Here is a 21,554-nt window from a genome sequence, read left to right as displayed (position 1 = left end):
CCCACTTATCTTGTTATTAGGTTGCCATGTTTCACGTGGAACATTTCTAGTTCTCGTTGCATGGGTTCCACCACAGCAGAAATACTTTCAGATTCAATTGCAGAAATAAATATTTGAGAGTGGCAGTGCGACAATAATCGGCCAACCTTCTCTTTCGTATCCTCTCCAAGCTCTGAAGGTAAATCATCTATTAGCAATATTGATTGCTTTTCAGTTTCTGACTCAATCAAACTATTCTGCGTTACTTTTAACGCATAAAGCAATAACTTCAATTGACCGCGTGAAAATGTATTTTCAACGCTATTACCAGAAACACTAAAATTAAAATCGGCCTTATGTGGGCCTTTACTTGTAAAACCTTGGCGACTATCGCGCTCAAAGTTTTGCTCAAGAGCATCGTTAAGTGACTCTGTCTCTTTCCAACCCGCTTGATAATTTATTTCTAGGTCGCTAATAAGCGACAAGTCTGCGCACATTTTATCAAAAAACTGTTGCTTAAACCTACTTATATACGCAATTCTTAACGTATTTATTTGTTCAGCCAGTCTAACAAATTCTTTATCCCAAAACTTGATTTGGTCAAAATAATTTCGCGGTTTCGTTTTTAATAGCGCATTACGTTGCTTTAATACTTTATTAAATGATTGCCATAAATAAAAAAAGTCTTGTTCCACGTGGAACAACCCTAAATCTAAAAACTTACGTCGCTCTTTAGGCCCACCAAAAAATAAAGAATAACTCTCAGGTGTGATAACTTGGACAGGCATCAATTGCGCGAGCTCAGAGACTCTACGGCTCGTTTTACCTTGTATTTTAAGCTCTGTATCACCATTGGTACTTTTACTAATACCGATAGGTATCGAAAGGTTATAAAGCGACTTTCGACCATGAATCGTAAACTTGCTCTGATGATGCTTGATAATACTTTTATGTTTTGGTGTACGAAAAGACTTGCCATGAGAAAGGTAATATATAGCCTCTAAGAGGCTGGTTTTTCCACTGCCATTTTCACCGTAAATTACATTAATACCGTTTACAGGTTCTAATGTAAGCGCCTCAATATTTCTAAAATTATTGAGGCTCAAATGACTTAAACTCATAATACCTTATAAGCGCATTGGCATAACAACGTACATGGCTTCTTCGTCACCTGCACCTTCTATTAATGCACTACTGTTAGAATCGGCCAACGTAAATAATACATCGTCTGTTTTAAGCGTATTAAGTACATCGAGTACATAAGAAACATTAAAACCAATTTCTAAATCATCACCTTGATAATTAACCTCAACCACTTCTTCTGCTTGTTCTTGTTCTGGGTTGTTAGCCGTGATTTTTAAAAAACCATTAGATAAGTTTAAACGTACGCCTCTAAACTTTTCGTTTGATAAGATAGAAACACGTTGAAAAGCACTGCGTAACCATTCACGATTGGCTGTAATCACCTTATCACCACCGCGAGGAAGAACACGACGATAGTCAGGGAAACGCCCGTCAACCAATTTACTCGTAAAAGTAAATTCGGTATCAATAATACGAATATGATTAGCACCGAACTGAATCGTCACCAATTCATCATCGGCTACCATCAAACGCATAATTTCTTGAACACCTTTACGCGGAATTATAAGCTGGCGTTGTGTATTTAACGATTGCGGTAGTTGTTTTTGTGCAATTGCTAATCGGTGACCATCTGTGGCAACTGTTTTAATATCGGCATTATCTACTTCAAACGACATACCATTTAAATAATAACGCACGTCTTGGTTAGCCATAGAGAAATGTGTGCTCTCTAATAACTTACGCAACTCTATACGTGTTAGCTGAAATTCAACCTCGCCGTCCCACTGTTCAAGATTTGGAAAGTCTTCAGCTGCGAGTGTCGTTAATGAAAAACGGCTTTTCCCGCTGGTTAATAGCAATTGATGATCTTGGCTAGATAATGTTAATTCGCATCCATCTGGTAAACTTTTACAAATATCCAGCAGCTTTTTAGCTGGTAAAGTTAACTTTGTGTCTTCAACATCATCACCAACAAATACGTTAGCAACGAGCTCTATTTCAAGATCAGTACCTGTCATGGCCAATTGACCATCAACGACTTCTAACAAAACGTTAGATAAAATCGGCAAGGTATGTTTGCGCTCAATAGCCCCAGACACCTGCACTAAAGGTTTTAAAAATTGATCTCTTGGTATGGTTATTTGCATAATAAAGTCAGCCTTAAGATGACAATGTTCTTATTAGGTTTTGATAATCTTCTTTCACTTCGTGGCTTTCATCACGCAGTGATTTAACTTTTCTGCACGCATGCAATACAGTTGTGTGGTCACGGCCACCAAACGCGTCACCAATTTCAGGTAAACTGTGATTAGTTAATTCTTTTGACAATGCCATTGCAACTTGACGCGGTCGTGCAATAGAGCGACTACGGCGCTTAGATAGTAAGTCAGATACACGGATACGATAATATTCAGCAACAGTACGTTGAATGTTATCGATAGTGACAAGCTTGTCTTGCAGAGCAAGTAAGTCACGCAGTGCTTCTTTTACAAAATCAATTGAAATTGGGCGCCCAGTGAAATTAGCATTGGCGATAACACGGTTCAGTGCACCTTCTAATTCACGTACATTTGAACGAAGTTTTTTCGCAATGAAAAAAGCCACTTCATGCGGTAAATTAATTTTACTTTGCTGTGCTTTTTTCATCAAAATAGCCACGCGCGTTTCTAGCTCTGGCGGCTCAATCGCAATGGTTAAACCCCAGCCAAAACGTGATTTAAGGCGGTCTTCAACCCCTTCGATCTCTTTAGGATAGCGGTCTGAAGTTAAAATTATTTGCTGATTACCTTCAAGCAAGGCATTGAAAGTATGAAAAAATTCTTCTTGTGAACGTTCTTTATTGGCAAAAAACTGAATATCATCGATCATTAGCGCATCAACACTACGATAGTAACGTTTAAACTCTTCAATCGCATTATTTTGCAGCGCTTTTACCATATCTTGAACAAATCGTTCTGAATGCATATACACTATTTTTGCATCTGGCTTATTTGCCATAATGCCATTGCCGACCGCATGCAATAAGTGCGTTTTACCTAAGCCGGTACCACCATATATAAATACAGGATTAAAAGCAGCACCAGGATTATCAGCAACTTGCGTTGCCGCAGCTTTAGCTAACTGGTTAGATTTACCTTCAACAAAACTATCAAACGTATAGTTTTCTTTTATGTTAGATTTATAACCAGACTTTGGTGCAGGCTCAACAGCTTGTTTAACAGCTTTTGGTTGTTGCTTTGCGGTTGGTTGATTAACAGGTGCTGCAGAATTATCTGCCATTGGCGCTGTCATCTGCGTGTTTAATATAGGTTTACTGCCTACATCAAAACGCAATTCTGGTGCCTCGTCTTTACAAATTTCGACGAGTAATTCATTAATGCGGTTAAGGTACTTTTCTCTTACCCAATCAAGAACAAACCGATTTGGCGCATAAATAGTCAGGGTATCTTCGGTACTTTCTGCTTGTAATGGTCTAACCCACATACTGAACTGCTGCGAAGGCAATTCATCTTGCAATACATATAAACAACTTTGCCAAACCGACAGATACACAGTTAAACTCCCAAAGATTTAGTTTTTATTCCCGGCCATCTTAATCAACCAGAAAATTATACTTTTATTACTATTATTTAGGCAATTTATTAACCCAAGACCGACTATTATGAATGCACTTTATCCACAAGTACAATATTGATTTTTCTGAAAAACAAGATCTCAGCACAAAAAATACATAAAACACTGATTATAAAAGAAATATATTTTCAACCTTACACACTGATCATAACAAAAAATGGACTGGATCGCGATGGAAATATACGATCTAAATTACTTACCCAAAGCTTTTATGCACTTTTTATACAGAGGCTGTGGAAAACTTCTTAATTATAAGGATCCTAGTGGATCCTACTCTTTATAGTTTAGCTGGTACTTTATTATCTGTGTAATTATGATTGACTTTCGGGGCCGTCATCTATAATATCTCGCGCTCGCAATGGCACCTGTGCCAGGATCGCGACCTGCATAGGATGTTTTAACCTTTAACCGATCGGATGGAATTGTTATGAAGAGAACTTTTCAACCTAGCGTTTTAAAACGCAAACGTGCACACGGTTTCCGTGCTCGCATGGCAACTGTAAATGGCCGTAAAGTATTAGCTCGTCGCCGCGCTAAAGGCCGTAAAGTTCTTTCTGCTTAATATATAAGTGGAAGACTTTAACTTTGGCAGGGAGTTACGTCTGTTAACTCCCTCGCATTACTCTCGCATATTTAATGAACCCGCTCGGGCTGCAACTCCTTTTTTTACCTTATTAGCAAAACCTAATGACCAAGCAAAACCTCGCTTAGGACTTACTGTTGCTAAAAAACGCGTTAAAAAAGCTTGCCAACGTAACCGTATTAAACGACTTGCTCGCGAAAGTTTTCGTTTAAATCAGCACACCATTGATAACATCGATATTGTGTTAATGGTTAAAAGTGGCATTGATGAACAGTCAAATGAAGAGCTCACTAAGCAATTAACTAAATTGTGGCGTAAAATCAATGAACGCTGCAAACCGGGTGCACCTAAACCACCTCCATTTAAAAGACGCCCTAATAAATCGGCTAAATCAAATAAACAAAGCCAATAGCAATAGAATTATAGGGTTATTTAAGGTATCTTTAGCTCACCTTTTAATCATGCATTTAAAAGTCCGTTTTGGGTGTTTAAATTCATGGTATCAACCCACTAAATATACACAGAGGATAGAACATCATGAGGTTACTTAAACCACTTGTTGCTTTTCCAACGTTCTGTTTAGTGTTATTAATTCGCGGTTATCAAAAGTGGATAAGTCCATTGTTAGGTCCGCATTGTCGTTTTAATCCCACTTGCTCTAGTTATGCTATTCAGGCAATTAATTTGCATGGATCGTTAAAAGGCAGTTGGTTAGCGCTCAAACGCATATTAAAATGTCATCCTTTACATTCAGGCGGAGACGATCCCGTACCTGATAAAAAAACCCATATTAACCACCAACACGAGAAATAAGAGCTGTTATGGAATCGCAACGCACGTTTTTATTCATCGGTTTGATGCTTGTATCGTTTTTATTGTTCCAAGAATGGAATAACGATTACAACGCACCAAAAGCCGATCCTAGTGCCAACACACAAACACTACAATCTAACTCACCTGATTCTGATGATTATGTACCCTCATCAACAGATGGTGACTTACCAACTGCAGCAACCAGTGCAAAACGTTCAGTAATCGATATCACAACTGACGTATTCACTGTAAAAATTGATACCCGCGGTGGTGATATTGTTGAAGCAGACTTAATCCAATATGAAGAAGTAAAAGGTAATGAAACCCCTTTTATGCTTTTGGGTGAGTTTGAGGGTAATCAATACTTCTCACAAAGTGGTTTAATTGGTTTAAATGGCCCTGATGCATCAGCAAATGGTCGTCCAATTTACAGCACAGAGCAAAAAAGCTTCACGATGAATGGCGATGAGCTTCGCGTTCCTTTGACATTCACTGATAACAACGGTGTGACGTTTACAAAAACCTATGTATTCAAAAAAGGCCAATATGATGTGGCTTTAGAATACACAGTAAATAACAACACCGCAGCCCCTATCCAAGTGCAGCTTTACACGCAAATTAAGCGTACTGTGCAAGAAAAAGGCAGCCTAGTTGACCAAAACTACCTTGGTGCAGCCTATGGTTCAAGCGAAGAAAAATATGAAAAGTACAGCTTTTCAGACATGGCTGATAAAAACCTAAGTATTAATACCCAAGGTGGCTATGTTGCCTTTATTCAGCATTACTTTGTCAGTGCTTGGATACCAGTACAAGAGCAGCAAAATACTCTGTATAGCTTAATTGCTAAAGGCAATGCGGCCATCATCGGTGCAAAAGGTGAGCCGGTAAATATTCAAGCGAACCAACAAGCCAGCATTGGTGCTACTTATTACATGGGCCCGAAAGAGTCTGACAAGTTAGAAGCAATTCACCCTGACCTTGATTTAACGGTTGATTACGGTTGGTTATTTTTTATCTCGCAACCACTATTTGAACTGCTTAAGTTTTTATACTCAGGTGAAGGTTCATTCTTTGGTTTATTTGATATTAGCATTGGTGGTTTAGGTAACTGGGGTCTGGCGATTATTGCCATTACCATTATTGTTAAGTCATTAATGTACCCGCTTACTAAAGCCCAATATACTTCAATGGCGAAGATGCGTGCGTTACAACCAAAAATGGCTGCACTTAAAGAAAAATATGGTGATGACCGTCAAAAATTCGGTCAAGCAACTATGGAAATGTACAAAAAAGAGAAAGTAAACCCAATGGGTGGCTGCTTCCCTATTTTGCTACAGATGCCTATTTTCTTAGCCTTGTTCTATGTATTTTTAGAATCTACAGAGTTACGCCATGCTGAGTTTTTCCTATGGTTAACTGACTTATCTGCAAAAGACCCATACTTCATCCTGCCAATCTTATTTGGCGCAAGTATGTTTATTACGCAAAAACTACAGCCGATGACAGTAACAGATCCAATGCAGCAAAAAATGATGACTTACATGCCAGTTATCTTCTCTGTGTTCTTCTTATGGTTCCCATCAGGCCTAGTACTTTACTGGTTAGTATCAAACCTTATTTCAATCGCGCAGATGCTCTACATTTACCGTGGTATGGAAAAAAAAGGAATAAAAGTAAGAGGCTAACTTAGCCACTACTTATATAAAGGCGACTTAGGTCGCCTTTTTTATTGCCTGTTTTTCACCACTGCTATTCGCTACAAATAAATCCATAGGTTACAATACGCACATATCATTATTCATTTAATTGGCAAATTATTAGCATGATCAATCAAGACACAATTGCAGCCCAAGCAACCGCACCAGGACGTGGTGGTGTAGGCATTATTCGCGTTTCAGGCAGCTTAGCAAAGCATGTTGCAGAACATATTATTGGTCGTTGCCCCAAAGTACGCTATGCCGATTATGTGCCTTTTAATAGCCTTGCAGGTAAACAACTTGACCAAGGTATTGCTATTTTCTTTGCGGGTCCAAATTCATTTACCGGTGAAGACGTACTGGAGCTACAAGGTCATGGCGGCCCAGTCGTACTGGATATGCTTCTAAAGGAAATAAGCCAGATTGACGGTGTAAGACTTGCCAAGCCGGGTGAATTTTCAGAACGCGCCTTCATGAACGATAAAATGGATTTAACCCAGGCAGAAGCCATTGCTGATTTAATAAATGCCACGAGTGAACAAGCGGCAAAAAGCGCATTACAATCGCTTCAAGGAGAGTTTTCAAAGCATATTGATACCCTCGTCGAAAAAGTCATTCACTTGCGCATGTATGTTGAAGCAGCGATTGATTTTCCTGATGAAGAGATCGATTTTCTATCTGATGGTAAAGTCTCTGGTGATTTAAACACCATTATTGAGCAACTCAACAACGTAACCAATCAAGCCAAGCAAGGCAGTATTATGCGAGAAGGCATGCGTGTTGTTATAGCTGGTCGTCCTAACGCAGGTAAATCAAGCTTACTTAATGCCCTTGCAGGACGTGAAGCCGCTATTGTGACTGAGATTGCAGGCACCACACGAGATGTATTACGTGAGCATATCCACATAGATGGCATGCCACTGCACATCATAGATACTGCAGGCCTTCGAGAAAGTCCTGACCGAGTGGAGCAAATAGGCATAGAGCGCGCGTGGGATGAAATAAACCAAGCTGATCGCGTGTTATTTATGCTTGATGGTACCGATACAGCCGATACCGATCCACACGCTATATGGCCTGAATTTATGGCAAAACTACCTGATGGTATGGGCGTGACGGTAATTCGTAATAAAGCCGACTTATCTGGCGATACTGTCGGCATTAGTGACATGCAGCAATATCCAGTGATAAGCCTAAGTGCCAAAAATGCAGAAGGGATAGAGCTCGTGCGTAACCACTTGAAAGAGTGCATGGGTTTTGATGGCGCAAGTGAAGGTGGTTTTATGGCACGTCGTCGTCATTTAGATGCCTTAGACAACGCCGCCCATCATTTACATACCGGTAAAGAGCAATTAGAGATGCATATAGCCGGTGAAATACTCGCCGAAGAACTACGTTTAACCCAGCATTACCTAAATGAAATAACCGGTGAATTTACCTCTGATGATTTGCTTGGCAAAATATTCAGCTCATTTTGTATTGGTAAATAACAAGGTAAACTAAAGGAAACAAACATCCAACTTAAGTTAAAAAACCTAATTTATTCATACATTTAATAACTTTTTTATCTTTCAATAGTTTCCTTTAGTTTCATAATATGGGTCTTGAACGGCCCACCTACTTCTTTGATGTGGGCCACTATTGGTCCACCAAAGAGGAAGTTATTATGAAATTAACTATCGAGAAAAAGTCACCTGATAGCACAGGCCGCCAACAACTACTATTAACCAGAAATTATGGTTCTTACCTAAACGAAAACGGCAAACGAGTTAAACGCCGTAAAAGACAATCAATGGACTTGTTCATTTATGCCAACCCTAAGGACAAGTTCCAACGTGACCACAATAAAAAGACCTTAGATATTTCAGAAAAGATAAGAGCGCAAGCGATTGTCGATTTAGCTAACAACAAGCACCACTTTGAAGACTCAGAAAAACAGCAAGAAAGCTTTTATAGCTACATGCAGCAAATAATTAATGACAAAGAGCACACTGATAGCCCATCAAACGTATCATTGTGGGAATCATCGTTAATGCATCTAAAGAGATATTGTGAGGGTAACCCTTTATCCTTTGCTGACTTCGATGCTGATGTATTACTTGGGTTCAGAACATACCTAATAAAACATGCACGAACAAAATCAGATAAGCTACTTTCTTCAAATACTACATCATGCTATTTCAATAAAGTGAGAGCGGCTTTAAACAAAGCATTTCACGAAGGCATTATTCGCCGAAATCCTGTAAACGAAGTAAAAAGCATCAAGATAGAACAAAACCCTCGTAATTACTTAGAAGAGGAAGAAGTAACTGCACTTTATAAAACAGAGTGCCGGTATGATGTACTGAAGCGAGCATTCTTATTCGGATGCCTCACAGGTATGCGCTGGAGTGATATTCAAAAGCTAACGTGGGAAAAACTCACAATGATAGATCCACGAGCAACTTTTAATCACATTAAAACAGGGCAACTTCAGTACTTATACCTTCCATCTGATGCCACTATGCTTTTAGATTCGCCAGGAGAAGCCCATGAACGTGTTTTTAAAGGTTTAAGATACTCAAGCTATACAAATGTTGCCCTAACACAGTGGATGCTCAGAGCGGGGATTACAAAGCACATTACCTTTCACTGTGCGAGACACACATTCGCTGTACGTATGCTAACTAATGATGTCGATATTTATACCGTTTCAAAATTGCTTGGTCATTCAGAGTTAAAAACAACACAAATCTATACAGACATCATAGATCGTAAGCGAAAAGAGGCGATGACCACCTTACCTAGCCTATTTCAATAAAGGATATTAGGTTGGGAAATATGGGAAACTGGGAAAATATAATAAAAACATATAAATATAAATTTATTTGCCTTCCCTCTTTCCCCGCTTTTATTTGAAAAGCCAGTTGTATCGAAGAGGTGTGAAAGCGTCGAGTGCTTGCCACTCAGAGCGCCGCATACCTCTTGGATAACCTTCACTACGCAGAGAAAAGCCAGTCAAGCTAGAAATCGCCCGAAGGGTTGCGAAGCAAGGGGGCCCCGCTTGCGGGGTTCCGATTTATGGCTTTACAGGATTTGAAAGGAGTGGTTTATTTATAGATAAACTTCTGTTATCGATAGTTTTTATATAGTATTAATCTATTGTGTAACTTTAGTCTAGATCATGAAGTTTACTCTATTAATTTGCAGATACATCGGAACATAAATTTTGGAACAAAATAATAAAAAAGATTTCTTTAGTAGTGTACTAGAGTCAAGCATTACTATTATCAAAAAAAAATCAAAAAAAAATAAGTTTAAAACAGGTTTAATAAATGGGCTCTCAATAATTTTGGGAGCACTCATAACACTAATCTTAGGTTTTGATGTATCTAATGAAAATACTCAACTACAGAAAAACTTAGCACTCATAGTTGGAGCTCTATTAACAATTATAAATGGTTGGGGAGTTTTATTTGATTACAAGAAGTTATGGGTTAGACAAAAAATAACACTTCTGAGTCTTTATCAATTAAAAAATGAGTTAGACTTTCGAAAATCAAAAAACAATCAAAAAATTGACGATCTATTCGAAGAATACCAAAAAATTTGGGAGATTGATCAAAATGCATGGAAGAGTATTGTTCTCTCTTCTCAAAAGTTAGAGCATAAAAAGTCATAAATAGGACGTTGAAAATAAAAATGAATATTATAAATTTACAAATTAATAAAATTATTATCCATCAAATTTACCAGCGAGATCCTGATGGGAACAAGATATCACCTAAACAAAGTTTTGATTTTATTAACTTTGATGCTGACGCCATGCTCACCTTTAAATCTCGTGTTATTGATGCATTAGGTGCAGAGTCAAAAGCAGTAGAAATGACGATCATTAATCAAGAACAAACTGATACGCCCTATATCGTGAATCAGCTATCTGAAACAGAAATCAGCGATGAGTATGTTCAGTTATCATATAATTTAGCTAACAAGCTCGCTGATGCCCAAACGAAAAGAAATATCCCTGGCGGAATAGTTGTTGTTTTTAGCGGTACATACGGAGCAACACCAAAAAAATTCGTAGGTATAATGAAAGCTGAGATCTATAGTGCATATCAAAAGCTTACTAATGAAAACAGTAACGAAATAACATTAGAATACATCGAAGAAGCACTGTTAACTCCTGCTACAAAACTTTATAAAACAGCTGGTTTCTTTGAAAAAGGAGAATTAGATACTGATGGTGATTTAAATAGTAAATGGGATGCTTTAGTTTGTGATACTCAAATAAGTCAAACCGATGGTAAAGCCGCTGCCCGTTATTTTTATGCAAACTTTTTAGGGTTTGGTTACCCAGAAAGCAGTGCCAAAACCACAAAGGAATTTTATGATGCCACCTGCGAGTTCATTCAGGAACTAGATGTTACGGAAGAAGAGCGTTACGATATAAGAAATTCATTAAATTCATATTTACGAGAAAATTCAGATTCTATTAGCCCTGTAGAATTTGCAGGCCGACATTTTGAAGAAAGTATTAGAGATTCTTTTACTAACTTCTTAGAAGATAAAGACTTACCAACCAGCGCCTTTGCTAAAGATATTAAACATATTGAAAGTAACTTAAAAACACGTAAGCTATCATTTAGTAAACATGTAAAAGTTTCCGCCCCATCACAAGTTTTTCAAGAACTGGTTGAAATTGAAACAATCTCTGAAGATAGTAACGGTAATCCTGTAAATTGGACTAATATATTAGTTAAAGACAATATTGTATCTCAAGAATGAATGAAAAAGAGTTTTTATCTAAATGGAATGAAGAACGCCCCATGTATGAAACATGGGGTGATTTTGTTGTGTCAGAGATTAATTCGACCCTTAAGGAAAAGGGATATGATCTATTTTCTTTTTTGAAACAACCAGTTAATCCAAGAGTAAAAGATGAAAACTCACTAATAGATAAAGCTTTTTATCGAGATAAAGGTTATATAGATCCTTATGATGAAATAGAGGACAAAGTTGCTTGCCGATTTGTGGTACTACTTGTTGAACATATAGAAGAAGTTACAAATGTTATAAAACAAAAAAGTTGTCTTTGGGATTTTATAGAATGCCGACATTTCTCAAGTGAAAGGGATAAAGAGCCATTACTTTTTACTTATCAGTCAGTCCATTATGTAGTAAAAGCAAAAAATAATATCAATTATAATGGAACTGATATATCTGCTGGCACACCATGCGAGATTCAGATTAGAACATTGTTACAGCATGCTTACGCTGAATTAACTCATGATGCCGTTTATAAAGCGAAAACACTTGTACAAGCTAGTGTTCATCGGACTGTTGCTAAAAGTATGGCTTTGATAGAAACAACTGATGATTTCTTTTCTACAGTAAATAACTCTTTAAACTGTGGAACGGTGGAAAGCTTGTCATTTCAAGAACATTTAGATGATTTATATAATTCAAAAATTGGTCTCAACTGCACTCAAGCACAAAAATCTTCAATCGTAATCTTAGATGCATTCAAAACTCTGATTAACGAGAATACTATTGGTGAGCTGACTAGTTTTGTTGAAAAAAATGAGCATATCGTAGAACTAATTTTGCAAGGTAGAAATGAATACCCTTTTTATTCCCAAAGCATAGTAATTTTTCTTTATTGGCTAATAAAAAGAAACAAAATAACCCTTATAAATAATTGGCCATTAGACAGTCGCTTAATCCAAATGCTAGCAGCAGAGATTGGTGTATCACTAGAAGATTTCGGTTAAGCTAGATACAAAGTTCTATCATCTATTTCATATCTAACTCTAAAGACTGCCAACTAAAATATTAACGTAATCATATTATCTTTATTTAATAATTTCTTTTAGGGCTTAATACTTACGTATTTTTAGACATATTGGTGACGAGTCGTCCCTACTCGAAAGAGGTAGGGACGACTCGTAGAGTCGCCCGTCGAGGCTACTGCTCATGATGCCTCGACATCCAATCCACCCTGAAAAATTGCAGGGCCAGAAGAGGGATGGAGATTTGAACGCGTCAAAAAGGTGTTGCAATCTCTGATCACTGTGATAATTTTAATTATGAACTAGCTCGAAATGAGCATAAAGAAAAAGGGCGTATTCACTGCCCGCAACACGTTCCTGAGGAGCTGCACTCGCAGCATTATGGGTCACACGACCACCCCACTATAAACAACACAAATATAAACCACAGTAGTTCGCGCTGTATTTCAACAGAAATCACACGGCTCAGCTTTGTTGCTTTAGGCCAGTTAGCCTTTATGTCTTACGACAATATGCTCGGTTACGCACCGTTCATATGGCTTTAAAACTTACCTATTTTGGCGTTTCGCCCCCTGGTCTTCGGTTTCGTGTTTTTCTCAATACTTTCAAAATTACTTTTTAAATTTATGAGGAACATGAAATGAGCCAATTAGGATATCGTCTTCACCAAATGGTGAACGACACACACCGCGAAAGCAGCTTTAGTACTAGAGCTACCCGGAGCAACGTTTTAAACCTTGCAGCAGCACAGCTACTAAGCCATGGTTATAGATTAAGAGATCCATCAGGTCTTAAAACCAAACATATCAATCACCTTGTAACGCGTTGGCAAGATGAAGGTTTAGCACCAAAAACGATTAAAAACAGAATGGCGGCCTTGCGTTGGATTGCTGAGAAAATAGGTAAACCTAATATCTGTTCACGCAGCAATGATGATTACGGCATTCCCAGAGTTCGCAACAACCCCATTGGCAAGTCAAAAACGTTAGACATGGATAAGCATGCCAAGATCAAAAGTGACTTGATCAAGCTTTCCCTGCGTTTGCAGCAAGAATTTGGGCTTAGAAAAGAGGAGTGTATGAAATTCAGCTTATCTTATGCTTTGATAGACGCTAACACTCTGCAAATAAAAGGCTCATGGGCTAAGGGTGGCAAATACCGCAAAATTCCGATCTTAAAAGAATCTCAACGACAGCTTATTCGTGATATTGCAGCTGTTACTAAAGGCGCACTTATCGAACCTGACAAAAACTATAAGTCACAAATGGAACAGTACGACCGCGAAACAATTCGAGTTGGATTAAATAAAAACCACGGACTGCGTCATCATTACGCTCGAGAGCGCTATTTAGAGCTTACGGGTTGGAAATGCCCTGCCGATGGTGGCCCGCATAGAAGAGAGTTGTCGCCCACTGATTATGAGCACGATACCAAAGTTCGTGAGCAAATTAGCCAAGAGTTAGGTCATGAACGTTTGAAAATAACCTATGCTTACTTGGGCAGTTAAAATTAGGCATGCCTAATTTTGAATGGGCGAATACACTAACATCGCCCTAGTTTATTGCTCTACTAATCCTCAGTTTTTACATCCGTTTTTATCGCAGTTGATTTTAGAGTGGGATTCTACCCAGTGGGTGGCTTCCTTTTTAGTATCAAAACCACACCCTGTAGATCCACCTTTACTTCCTTTGTGAACAATTCCAGTTGGCACATGTTTAACAGCCATAATTCTACTCCATTAGATTGATTTAAAAATTAACGCTTATAAGTTAAGCATTAATAGGATGGCAATAATTGAGCAAAAAGCTAGTTATTTATTCTTATTTTTTGAGAAAAGTAAAAGTATATATTTTGAATAATTTACTATAACCACATGAAAATTATTATTTTTAATGCTTCAAATTTTAACGTGTAAGACATCCTCCATATTGATTTAAAAGAACTTATTAGCTTAACTAAAAGTAAGACAATGAATCGATCGGATTAGGCATGCCTAATTTATTTGGAGGTAAAAATGGGATTCGAAGGCTTTTTGGGAATATTGGTTGTTGTAGCTTTGTTCGTAGCAAGTGCATTTTTTAGTTGCAGCGAAACAGCCAAAAATGAAAGCGAACAACTAGATAAACTTGATGATGGTATGGGAAATATTATCGCTGATGGAGAGCATATGACTCGTGAAGAGGCTGAGGATGCTCAGGCTCGTGGTGAGCTCTACGATACTCATCTATAAATTAGGCATGCCTAATTTTTGAAAGGAGAAATAATGATAAATAAAGAGCTTTGGCCATTTAAGCCTGTATACGATGAGCTGAAGATTCGCTTAGCTGGTATTGAGGGCGAGTGTGAACCATTAGGTTTAGAGCTTAATCTTCGCAATGAAACGGAAAAAGAGATGTTCATTGCTTTAACCACACAAAAAGCGTTTGCATTTGATGTTATGAATGAACATGACGATATTTGGGATATTCGATTGGAACCCTTTTCAACGTTCAAAAATCGTAGCGCTCAAATTTTCTTTCCTTTCACAGGCATTAACCCAACTAAACGTTTGAAAATTAGTAACTGGATTTTAGAGCTTTGTAATTGGGAAGGTAATATCTACTTAGGTAATACGAGACATTAAGGTGTACTTATGACTGATTATGAATGGTTTCAAATGTGGGTGTTAATGGTGCTGGCTATTCGCTCTACTCGGCACTACAACATACTGAAGCATAATTTATTTGAAGCAATTAAAGAGGGGAAAATATAGCAATGGCTCCTTTACTTACAGGATACGCCATGGTTCCAACGTTGGTGATATTTTTTGCTTTGCTATTTCATTTTAATCGCGACAACCTCAATAAATTCGACTGATATCCAATATTTCTAGCGAAAAAATTAGGCATGCCTAATTTTTTACGTTCAAAAACGTCATTTTTACGCCAATTTTATGTAAAAAAGGAGTACCCATAATATCAACACCGCATTTTTAAAGGGCTGAAAAACCCACTGAAATTCCCCCTAGTTTTTCCCAGCATCCCATGAAATTTCCTGCTCAAATAACTCCAAACGAAACTAAAAGAAATCAAAGTAAAGGAGCTTTATTATGTTTGAGCTTAGAGAAACAGGTTTATTTTACACCCCAACAGCCGATTCAGAACCAAGGTTCTTGTGTGGCCCAATTCAAGTGCTTGGCATTTCAAGAGGAGGTAATAGTACTCGAGACTACGGCTTGCTTGTTGAGTGGAAAAACTTAGACGGTATTTGCATACGCAAGCTAATACCACGACGCCACATTATTAATGATCAAGGTAAAGTGTTAAAAGAATTGCTTGTAGATACAGGCCTTGCACTTTCAAGTCGTAAAGGTATATGGGACCCAATAACATCTTACCTGATTCAAGCAAGGCCAGAAAAACGATATAAAAGCGCGACTCAAACAGGCTGGCTAAATAATAGCTTTGTTACACCCAGTTGGTGCGTAAGTAATGGAGCAGAGCAAGTTATTTACTCAGGCACAAAAGAAGCTGATTTTTTAAGTTCCGCAGGTACCTTATCTAGTTGGCAGAAAGAGGTTGGTACTCTTTGTATTAATAACCCATTACTTGCATTTACTGTTTGCACAGGCTTGTGTGCCCCCCTGCTTCATTGGTTAAATTGGCCCAGTTGTGGTGTTCACCTGTTTGGTAAGTCCAAAGTATCTAAAACAACGATCTTAATCATGGCTGCAAGCTTGTACTCAGGTACTGACTTCTATTATGCATGGAGAAGCACCGCTAATGGGTTAGAAGCAATAGCGGTAGAACACAATAACTTACTGCTTTGCTTAGATGAACTGCATCAGGTAGACCCTGAGGTCGTCGATCAGTCCATTTATACAATAGCTAATGGAATGTCAAAATCACGCAGTAATAAAGATGGCTCCCAAAGCCAGCGAAAAAAGTGGCGACTTATCTTTTTAAGTACCGGTGAAATGGGACTTGAAGAAAAACTTTCATCAATACATAAAGGCGTAAAAGCAGGTCAAGAAATCCGTTTCTTAGAAGTACCAGCCCAAAGGCAACATGGTGCTTATGACGATCTTTATGGTCATAACAACATGAATGACTTCTCTGAATCTATTTGGAAAGCCGTTAACGAAAATCACGGCACGGTCATGCCACAATGGGTTGAGTACTTAAGCACTATTGATGATCTCCCTACTCTTTTAAATCGCAATATCAAAGCGATGTTAACCCATTGGGAAATAACAAAAGAAAATAATGGCAATCAGGTTATTGAAGCAGCAAAAAGATTTGCGTTACATGGCGTGAGTGGTGAGTTAGCAGCTTCAGCTGGGCTTATGCCTTGGCCTAAAGGCCTTGCTGAAAAAAGTGCAAAAGAAGCATTTGATGCTTGGCTCGAAATACGTGGCTCTTCTAGTGACTCAGAAGATGACAAGTTGATAAAACAATTACCAGCTGCATTAAAACTTTGGCGACGGAAATTATTACCTGAAGGTAAGTTTTTGGGTGATAACTTCGGCTACGCAATAGAAAAAGATGGTCAGCTTGCTTGGTTCGTAACTCGTGATGCATTTATGGAAGGCTTAAAGGTTAGTTATAGAACTGATATTTCTCATACGATTAAACTAATGTGTAAAAATCATTGGTTGGAAAGTCGTGAAGGTCGAGGAACATTCAAGAAAGTAATCGCAGGTGGGCCACCTGGTGGTCGCTACTTTAAGGTGCTACCACAACAAATTGTGGCTGATTTAGCTTTAGATGAGACACTTTCCCAAGTTTATTTCCCAACTTAACGTGATGAATTAATTTGATTTTCCCAATATTCCCGTTTTCCCAAAGATTTTAGAGAGTAGACCATGAACGTGAGCAATAATGACAGACCAAGCAATGTTGAAAAGATGACTTTACTAGAAAAAGTACAGATAAAAAGCTATCTAAGTACTGTATCCAATCTAACCGTAGATGAATGCGTGATCTATACGGGGTTAGCTAAAAGCTATATTTATAAACTCACTCACGCAGGGATCATCCCTCATTCAAAGCCTAATGGCAGAAGAATCATCTTTAATCGATTAGAACTAGATGACTGGCTGTTTAGTAATAAGGTTGAAAGTGCTGATGATCTGAGTGATTTCATCAAACATTCAGCAAAAGCTCTTAACAGAAAAGCATCTATAAACTATCGATGATTAAACTTGGTGATCGGGCTTACTTTCCTTTAGTTTACTTGCACGATATTTTCTAATGCGAAAGTGGGCCACCACAGACCCACCTAAAAAATATAAACCTACTGTTTTTATTGGTTTTTTCACTTATTGTATCGGTAAATAACGTTATTTTGTGTAGTAAAAAAGAGTGTGAATACACTCTTTTTGACCTTTTTTAGTTTAAAACTTCTTACATAAAACCCTCAGAATTCCTTTTCAAAAATCAAAATGTGAATCGTACAACTCGTGGATGACTTTAAAAAACGAGACTCTCTCCCCCAATTAAAGCTGTATTTCTTCACTCGAATGTTCAAAAAGCCGTCTGATACCAAGTTGATTAACGTAAATTTACGTGTATTTAAGTTAATATAAAACCAAATTCTAGCCTTTATTATAATATTTAAGCTTCAAATTAAGCGATATTAAAACTGATTTAACCCTCAGGAATAAGCTGTGTTGATCGATCCTAAAGTGAAAAATGCGTTAACCAGTGCGAAGGATCACTTAATAAAACAAAAAAACTTATCCACAAATCGACGATCTTCTAATAAACCTCCCTATTTCTTATAAAAAAGAAGCAAGGATCCTTATTATTTTTAGCTTAATTTCACGTTTTTTAGAAAAATAGCTGTAAATTTGGCTGTAATCGAAAAATATTCAATGTCATCAATTTTTTTTACTATTGTAAATGATCGTTATTCACAGCAGATCTATCCACATAGTGCTTATTGATTTATCAATATAAATAAACACATCATTACTTATAAAATATCAATAACTTAGTCATTTATAATATTGTTCAACTCGTAAAAACCCAAGGGTTCCACACTAATTACACACAGCTTTATCAGATGATTACATTTAGGAATATTTTATTTTGTTCATAAATTTCAATAAATTAAGATAAAACTAAGCAGAATGAATAGTTTTCACTCACAAAAAGTTATACAAAGTTAAAGTATTCTCTTTACTGAGCAATAAAGTTAGCTATCATAGCTGCAAATTAAGTAGGTGAGTGATCAGTAAATTTATGTGTTCGGTAAATATTATAATTGGCAGCCAAATGGGATCTGCCGAATATGTTGGTGAGCAATTGGCAGAACAGCTAATTAGTTTAGGAATTCCAACTGAAGTGCATGATCAGCCTAGCTTTAATGATATTAACCAAGACAACACAATCTGGCTTTTGTGTACATCAACATACGGCGCTGGTGATTACCCTGAAAACTTACTCCCTTTTATTGAAAGTATTAAACAAGCACTTGATTTAAAAGGATTAAAATTTAGTGTTATTGGCTTAGGTGATACTAGCTATGACACTTACAATCTTGCAGGCCGCAATTTAGAAGCGTTACTTTTAAGTAAAGGCGCACACTGTACGGCACAACGGCTTGAACTGAATATCCTTGACGAAAGCCTACCTGAAGAGACTGCTTTAGCTTGGTTGCCACAGTGGATCGAAATAAACAACCTAAAATCACTGTGATCTAATACTAATCCACCAGCTAAAGTTATGCACAATTTATTTATAATTTAGATCGGTTTGTGGATAACCTATGATCTAACTGCGTTTTAAAGGGTTATTATCCATGGGATAAGATCCATTTGAATACCCCCTGTGTATAAGTGACTGTTTTGATCAGAGCTTATATTCGTGTTGATCCGATCATATAAACACCTTTAGATCTGATCTAAGTCTATGTTTTTATATATGAACTAAACCTTATCAACAGAAAACCTGATCAGTAGTAGTAATAGAAATAAAAGATCTCTTTAAAAGATCCTTTATATTATTAGAGATCACTTACTTAGATCTTGACCACTGTTTAATCATTTATCTTCTGTCAATTTATAGGTAGAATACGCTCCCCTTGGTAGTTTGCTGGTTGATTTAAGTAGGATCCTGAAATGATTTTTCATGAAAATTTTGATGTTATTGTTGTTGGTGGTGGACATGCAGGTACTGAAGCTGCATTGGCTGCTGCGCGTATGGGAATGAATACGCTTTTGCTAACTCACAACATGGATACCTTAGGCCAAATGTCATGCAACCCTGCCATTGGTGGAATTGGTAAGGGTCATTTAGTTAAAGAAATCGATGCACTCGGTGGTGCAATGGCTCAGGCCATTGATAAAGGGGGCATTCAATTTCGAACACTCAATTCTTCTAAAGGCCCTGCTGTCCGTGCAACACGTGCACAAGCAGATCGTGCTTTATATAAAGCAGCCATTCAAGACATTCTACAAAACCAAGATAATCTTAAGATCTTTCAACAATCATGTGATGATCTCATTGTTGAAAATAACCAAGTTAAAGGCGTTGTTACCCAAATGGGTTTACGCTTTAGTGCACCTTCCGTTGTATTGACTGTAGGCACTTTCTTAGGTGGTCAAATACACATAGGGTTAGAGAACTTTAAAGGCGGCCGTGCAGGTGATCCACCTTCAATTGCTTTGGCTGATCGTTTACGTGAATTACCATTTCGGGTTGATCGCTTAAAAACCGGAACTCCACCACGTATTGATGCACGTACTGTTGATTTTACAAAAATGCAAGAACAGCCCGGTGATGCACCGACGCCTGTATTTTCATTTTTAGGTAAGCAATCAGATCATCCACAACAGATCCCGTGTTACATCACGTACACTAATGAAAAAACGCATGATGTGATCCGTAATAATTTACACCGTTCGCCAATGTATTCAGGTGTAATTGAAGGCATTGGCCCACGCTACTGCCCTTCTATTGAAGACAAGATCGTTCGTTTTGCAGATAAAGATAAACACCAAATTTTTGTCGAGCCAGAAGGATTAACCTCATATGAGCTTTACCCTAATGGAATATCAACTAGCTTACCATTTGATGTTCAACTTGAAATCGTCCAATCAATAGCTGGTTTTGAAAATGCACATATTTGTCGCCCAGGCTACGCCATTGAGTATGACTTTTTTGATCCTCGCGATTTAAAGAAATCACTCGAAACTAAATTTATTGATGGTTTATTCTTTGCTGGCCAAATCAATGGCACCACTGGGTATGAAGAAGCGGGGGCACAAGGTTTAATTGCGGGTATGAATGCAGCGCTTCAAGTTCAAGGTAAAGAACCATGGACTCCACGTCGTGACGAAGCCTATGTGGGCGTACTTATTGATGACTTAACAACACTCGGTACTAAAGAACCATACCGCATGTTTACTAGCCGTGCTGAATACCGTTTATTACTACGTGAAGATAATGCGGATATTCGCTTAACTGCAAAAGGCCGTGAACTAGGGTTAGTCAATGATGAGCGTTGGCAATCATTTAATGAAAAAATGGATGTGATCGCAAAAGAATCACAACGCATTAAAGAAATGTGGATCCATAAAGATCATGCTGTGATTGATCAAGTAAATAACTTATTGAAAACACCATTGGTACGTGAAGCAAGTTTAGAAGATCTTTTGCGTCGTCCTGAAATTCGTTATAACGATCTAATGGCTATTGATGGCCTTGGATCTGAATTTGATAATGCAGCGGCACTTGAGCAAGTTGAGATCCATACTAAATATGCTGGTTACATTGCACGCCAGCAAGATGAGATCAATAAACAATTACGACACGAAGAAACGGTATTACCAAAAGATTATGATTATTCGACTGTTTCAGGGTTATCAAATGAGGTTGTTGCTAAGTTAACAGAAGCCCGCCCAGACACTATCGGTCAAGCATCGCGTATTTCTGGTATCACCCCTGCGGCGATTTCGCTATTATTAGTGTATCTAAAGAAGCAAGGCTTGTTACGTAAAATTGCGTAACG

At 37.8% G+C, this 21,554-nt stretch carries 20 protein-coding genes; 16 read left to right on the top strand and 4 right to left on the bottom strand.

Features of this window, described 5'->3' with window-relative positions; genetic code table 11:
- Positions 1-5 precede the first annotated feature (5 nt).
- From recF to dnaA, 3 genes are read right to left on the bottom strand one after another with little or no spacing between them, the layout of a single operon-like run.
- Entirely contained in the window at positions 6-1,100 is a 1,095-nt protein-coding gene (gene recF, locus ATS75_RS19035) for a DNA replication/repair protein RecF (RefSeq protein ID WP_058562005.1), read from the bottom strand.
- Positions 1,101-1,106: 6 nt separating this feature from the next.
- Positions 1,107-2,210 carry a DNA polymerase III subunit beta gene (gene dnaN, locus ATS75_RS19030; protein WP_058562004.1) on the bottom strand — a complete coding sequence of 368 codons (1,104 nt, stop codon included), beginning with the start codon at positions 2,208-2,210 and terminating at the stop codon, positions 1,107-1,109.
- Between the two features lie 13 nt (positions 2,211-2,223).
- Positions 2,224-3,615: a chromosomal replication initiator protein DnaA gene (gene dnaA / locus ATS75_RS19025; RefSeq protein WP_058562003.1), complete on the bottom strand. Its 1,392-nt coding sequence runs from the start codon at positions 3,613-3,615 to the stop codon at positions 2,224-2,226.
- 508 nt (positions 3,616-4,123) lie between these two features.
- Between dnaA and rpmH the strand changes: the two genes are divergently transcribed.
- The 10 genes from rpmH to ATS75_RS18975 all read left to right on the top strand — a co-directional run bounded on the left by rpmH (position 4,124) and on the right by ATS75_RS18975 (position 14,067).
- Positions 4,124-4,258 carry a 50S ribosomal protein L34 gene (rpmH, locus tag ATS75_RS19020; protein WP_004335215.1) on the top strand — a complete coding sequence of 45 codons (135 nt, stop codon included), beginning with the start codon at positions 4,124-4,126 and terminating at the stop codon, positions 4,256-4,258.
- A 7-nt stretch (positions 4,259-4,265) separates the two neighbouring features.
- On the top strand, positions 4,266-4,691 hold the full coding sequence (gene rnpA, locus ATS75_RS19015; RefSeq protein WP_058562002.1) for a ribonuclease P protein component: 426 nt from the start codon (positions 4,266-4,268) through the stop codon (positions 4,689-4,691).
- A 125-nt stretch (positions 4,692-4,816) separates the two neighbouring features.
- A complete protein-coding gene (yidD, locus tag ATS75_RS19010) occupies positions 4,817-5,092 on the top strand; it encodes a membrane protein insertion efficiency factor YidD (protein WP_058562001.1) in 276 nt (91 codons plus the stop codon).
- A gap of 8 nt (positions 5,093-5,100) precedes the next feature.
- Complete coding sequence (gene yidC, locus ATS75_RS19005) at positions 5,101-6,777, top strand: membrane protein insertase YidC (protein WP_058562000.1); 1,677 nt, start codon at positions 5,101-5,103, stop codon at positions 6,775-6,777.
- A gap of 137 nt (positions 6,778-6,914) precedes the next feature.
- The gene (mnmE, locus tag ATS75_RS19000; protein ID WP_058561999.1) at positions 6,915-8,279 is read left to right on the top strand and encodes a tRNA uridine-5-carboxymethylaminomethyl(34) synthesis GTPase MnmE; all 1,365 of its coding nucleotides are present in this window, start codon (positions 6,915-6,917) and stop codon (positions 8,277-8,279) included.
- A gap of 176 nt (positions 8,280-8,455) precedes the next feature.
- The gene (locus ATS75_RS18995; RefSeq protein ID WP_058561998.1) at positions 8,456-9,589 is read left to right on the top strand and encodes a tyrosine-type recombinase/integrase; all 1,134 of its coding nucleotides are present in this window, start codon (positions 8,456-8,458) and stop codon (positions 9,587-9,589) included.
- Between the two features lie 408 nt (positions 9,590-9,997).
- Positions 9,998-10,450: a DUF4231 domain-containing protein gene (locus ATS75_RS18990; protein ID WP_058561997.1), complete on the top strand. Its 453-nt coding sequence runs from the start codon at positions 9,998-10,000 to the stop codon at positions 10,448-10,450.
- 20 nt (positions 10,451-10,470) lie between these two features.
- A complete protein-coding gene (locus tag ATS75_RS18985) occupies positions 10,471-11,556 on the top strand; it encodes a nucleoid-associated protein (RefSeq protein ID WP_058561996.1) in 1,086 nt (361 codons plus the stop codon).
- A complete protein-coding gene (locus ATS75_RS18980; RefSeq protein WP_058561995.1) occupies positions 11,553-12,542 on the top strand; it encodes a GTP pyrophosphokinase family protein in 990 nt (329 codons plus the stop codon). The genes ATS75_RS18985 and ATS75_RS18980 overlap by 4 nt, the downstream gene beginning before the upstream one ends.
- A gap of 658 nt (positions 12,543-13,200) precedes the next feature.
- Positions 13,201-14,067: a phage integrase N-terminal domain-containing protein gene (locus tag ATS75_RS18975; RefSeq protein WP_058561994.1), complete on the top strand. Its 867-nt coding sequence runs from the start codon at positions 13,201-13,203 to the stop codon at positions 14,065-14,067.
- Between the two features lie 69 nt (positions 14,068-14,136).
- Here ATS75_RS18975 and ATS75_RS20530 read toward each other — a convergent pair whose 3' ends face one another.
- Positions 14,137-14,286, bottom strand: coding sequence for a hypothetical protein (locus ATS75_RS20530; RefSeq protein ID WP_152996249.1), 150 nt, complete (start codon positions 14,284-14,286; stop codon positions 14,137-14,139).
- Positions 14,287-14,574: 288 nt separating this feature from the next.
- On the opposite strand from ATS75_RS20530, the gene ATS75_RS18970 reads away from it, so the two are divergent.
- The 6 genes from ATS75_RS18970 to mnmG all read left to right on the top strand — a co-directional run bounded on the left by ATS75_RS18970 (position 14,575) and on the right by mnmG (position 21,552).
- Positions 14,575-14,790 (top strand): hypothetical protein, encoded by a 216-nt coding sequence (locus tag ATS75_RS18970; protein ID WP_058561993.1) that lies wholly within the window; start codon positions 14,575-14,577, stop codon positions 14,788-14,790.
- Positions 14,791-14,823: 33 nt separating this feature from the next.
- Entirely contained in the window at positions 14,824-15,183 is a 360-nt protein-coding gene (locus tag ATS75_RS18965; RefSeq protein ID WP_058561992.1) for a hypothetical protein, read from the top strand.
- Between the two features lie 465 nt (positions 15,184-15,648).
- Positions 15,649-17,340 carry a DUF927 domain-containing protein gene (locus tag ATS75_RS18960; RefSeq protein ID WP_058561991.1) on the top strand — a complete coding sequence of 564 codons (1,692 nt, stop codon included), beginning with the start codon at positions 15,649-15,651 and terminating at the stop codon, positions 17,338-17,340.
- 63 nt (positions 17,341-17,403) lie between these two features.
- Positions 17,404-17,736, top strand: a complete 333-nt coding sequence (locus ATS75_RS18955) for an excisionase family DNA-binding protein (protein ID WP_016900014.1) — start codon at positions 17,404-17,406, stop codon at positions 17,734-17,736.
- 1,048 nt (positions 17,737-18,784) lie between these two features.
- Positions 18,785-19,240: a flavodoxin domain-containing protein gene (locus ATS75_RS18950; RefSeq protein ID WP_058561990.1), complete on the top strand. Its 456-nt coding sequence runs from the start codon at positions 18,785-18,787 to the stop codon at positions 19,238-19,240.
- A gap of 422 nt (positions 19,241-19,662) precedes the next feature.
- Positions 19,663-21,552, top strand: a complete 1,890-nt coding sequence (gene mnmG, locus ATS75_RS18945) for a tRNA uridine-5-carboxymethylaminomethyl(34) synthesis enzyme MnmG (RefSeq protein ID WP_058561989.1) — start codon at positions 19,663-19,665, stop codon at positions 21,550-21,552.
- Positions 21,553-21,554: the final 2 nt, after the last annotated feature.

It is taken from the genome of Pseudoalteromonas sp. H105 (assembly GCF_001469215.1).
Lineage (GTDB): Bacteria > Pseudomonadota > Gammaproteobacteria > Enterobacterales > Alteromonadaceae > Pseudoalteromonas.
Note: the sequence above shows the minus strand (reverse complement) of the source record. Positions and strands in the feature narration are given on the sequence as shown.

What these genes read in the sequence shown, in the direction of transcription:
- recF (WP_058562005.1), bottom strand. Translation starts at nt 1,100, where the DNA reads ATGAGTTTAAGTCATTTGAGCCTCAATAATTTTAGAAATATTGAGGCG.
- dnaN (WP_058562004.1), bottom strand. Translation starts at nt 2,210, where the DNA reads ATGCAAATAACCATACCAAGAGATCAATTTTTAAAACCTTTAGTGCAG.
- rpmH (WP_004335215.1), top strand. Translation starts at nt 4,124, where the DNA reads ATGAAGAGAACTTTTCAACCTAGCGTTTTAAAACGCAAACGTGCACAC.
- yidD (WP_058562001.1), top strand. Translation starts at nt 4,817, where the DNA reads ATGAGGTTACTTAAACCACTTGTTGCTTTTCCAACGTTCTGTTTAGTG.
- yidC (WP_058562000.1), top strand. Translation starts at nt 5,101, where the DNA reads ATGGAATCGCAACGCACGTTTTTATTCATCGGTTTGATGCTTGTATCG.
- mnmE (WP_058561999.1), top strand. Translation starts at nt 6,915, where the DNA reads ATGATCAATCAAGACACAATTGCAGCCCAAGCAACCGCACCAGGACGT.
- ATS75_RS18995 (WP_058561998.1), top strand. Translation starts at nt 8,456, where the DNA reads ATGAAATTAACTATCGAGAAAAAGTCACCTGATAGCACAGGCCGCCAA.
- ATS75_RS18985 (WP_058561996.1), top strand. Translation starts at nt 10,471, where the DNA reads ATGAATATTATAAATTTACAAATTAATAAAATTATTATCCATCAAATT.
- ATS75_RS18980 (WP_058561995.1), top strand. Translation starts at nt 11,553, where the DNA reads ATGAATGAAAAAGAGTTTTTATCTAAATGGAATGAAGAACGCCCCATG.
- ATS75_RS18975 (WP_058561994.1), top strand. Translation starts at nt 13,201, where the DNA reads ATGAGCCAATTAGGATATCGTCTTCACCAAATGGTGAACGACACACAC.
- ATS75_RS20530 (WP_152996249.1), bottom strand. Translation starts at nt 14,286, where the DNA reads ATGGCTGTTAAACATGTGCCAACTGGAATTGTTCACAAAGGAAGTAAA.
- ATS75_RS18970 (WP_058561993.1), top strand. Translation starts at nt 14,575, where the DNA reads ATGGGATTCGAAGGCTTTTTGGGAATATTGGTTGTTGTAGCTTTGTTC.
- ATS75_RS18965 (WP_058561992.1), top strand. Translation starts at nt 14,824, where the DNA reads ATGATAAATAAAGAGCTTTGGCCATTTAAGCCTGTATACGATGAGCTG.
- ATS75_RS18960 (WP_058561991.1), top strand. Translation starts at nt 15,649, where the DNA reads ATGTTTGAGCTTAGAGAAACAGGTTTATTTTACACCCCAACAGCCGAT.
- ATS75_RS18955 (WP_016900014.1), top strand. Translation starts at nt 17,404, where the DNA reads ATGAACGTGAGCAATAATGACAGACCAAGCAATGTTGAAAAGATGACT.
- ATS75_RS18950 (WP_058561990.1), top strand. Translation starts at nt 18,785, where the DNA reads ATGTGTTCGGTAAATATTATAATTGGCAGCCAAATGGGATCTGCCGAA.
- mnmG (WP_058561989.1), top strand. Translation starts at nt 19,663, where the DNA reads ATGATTTTTCATGAAAATTTTGATGTTATTGTTGTTGGTGGTGGACAT.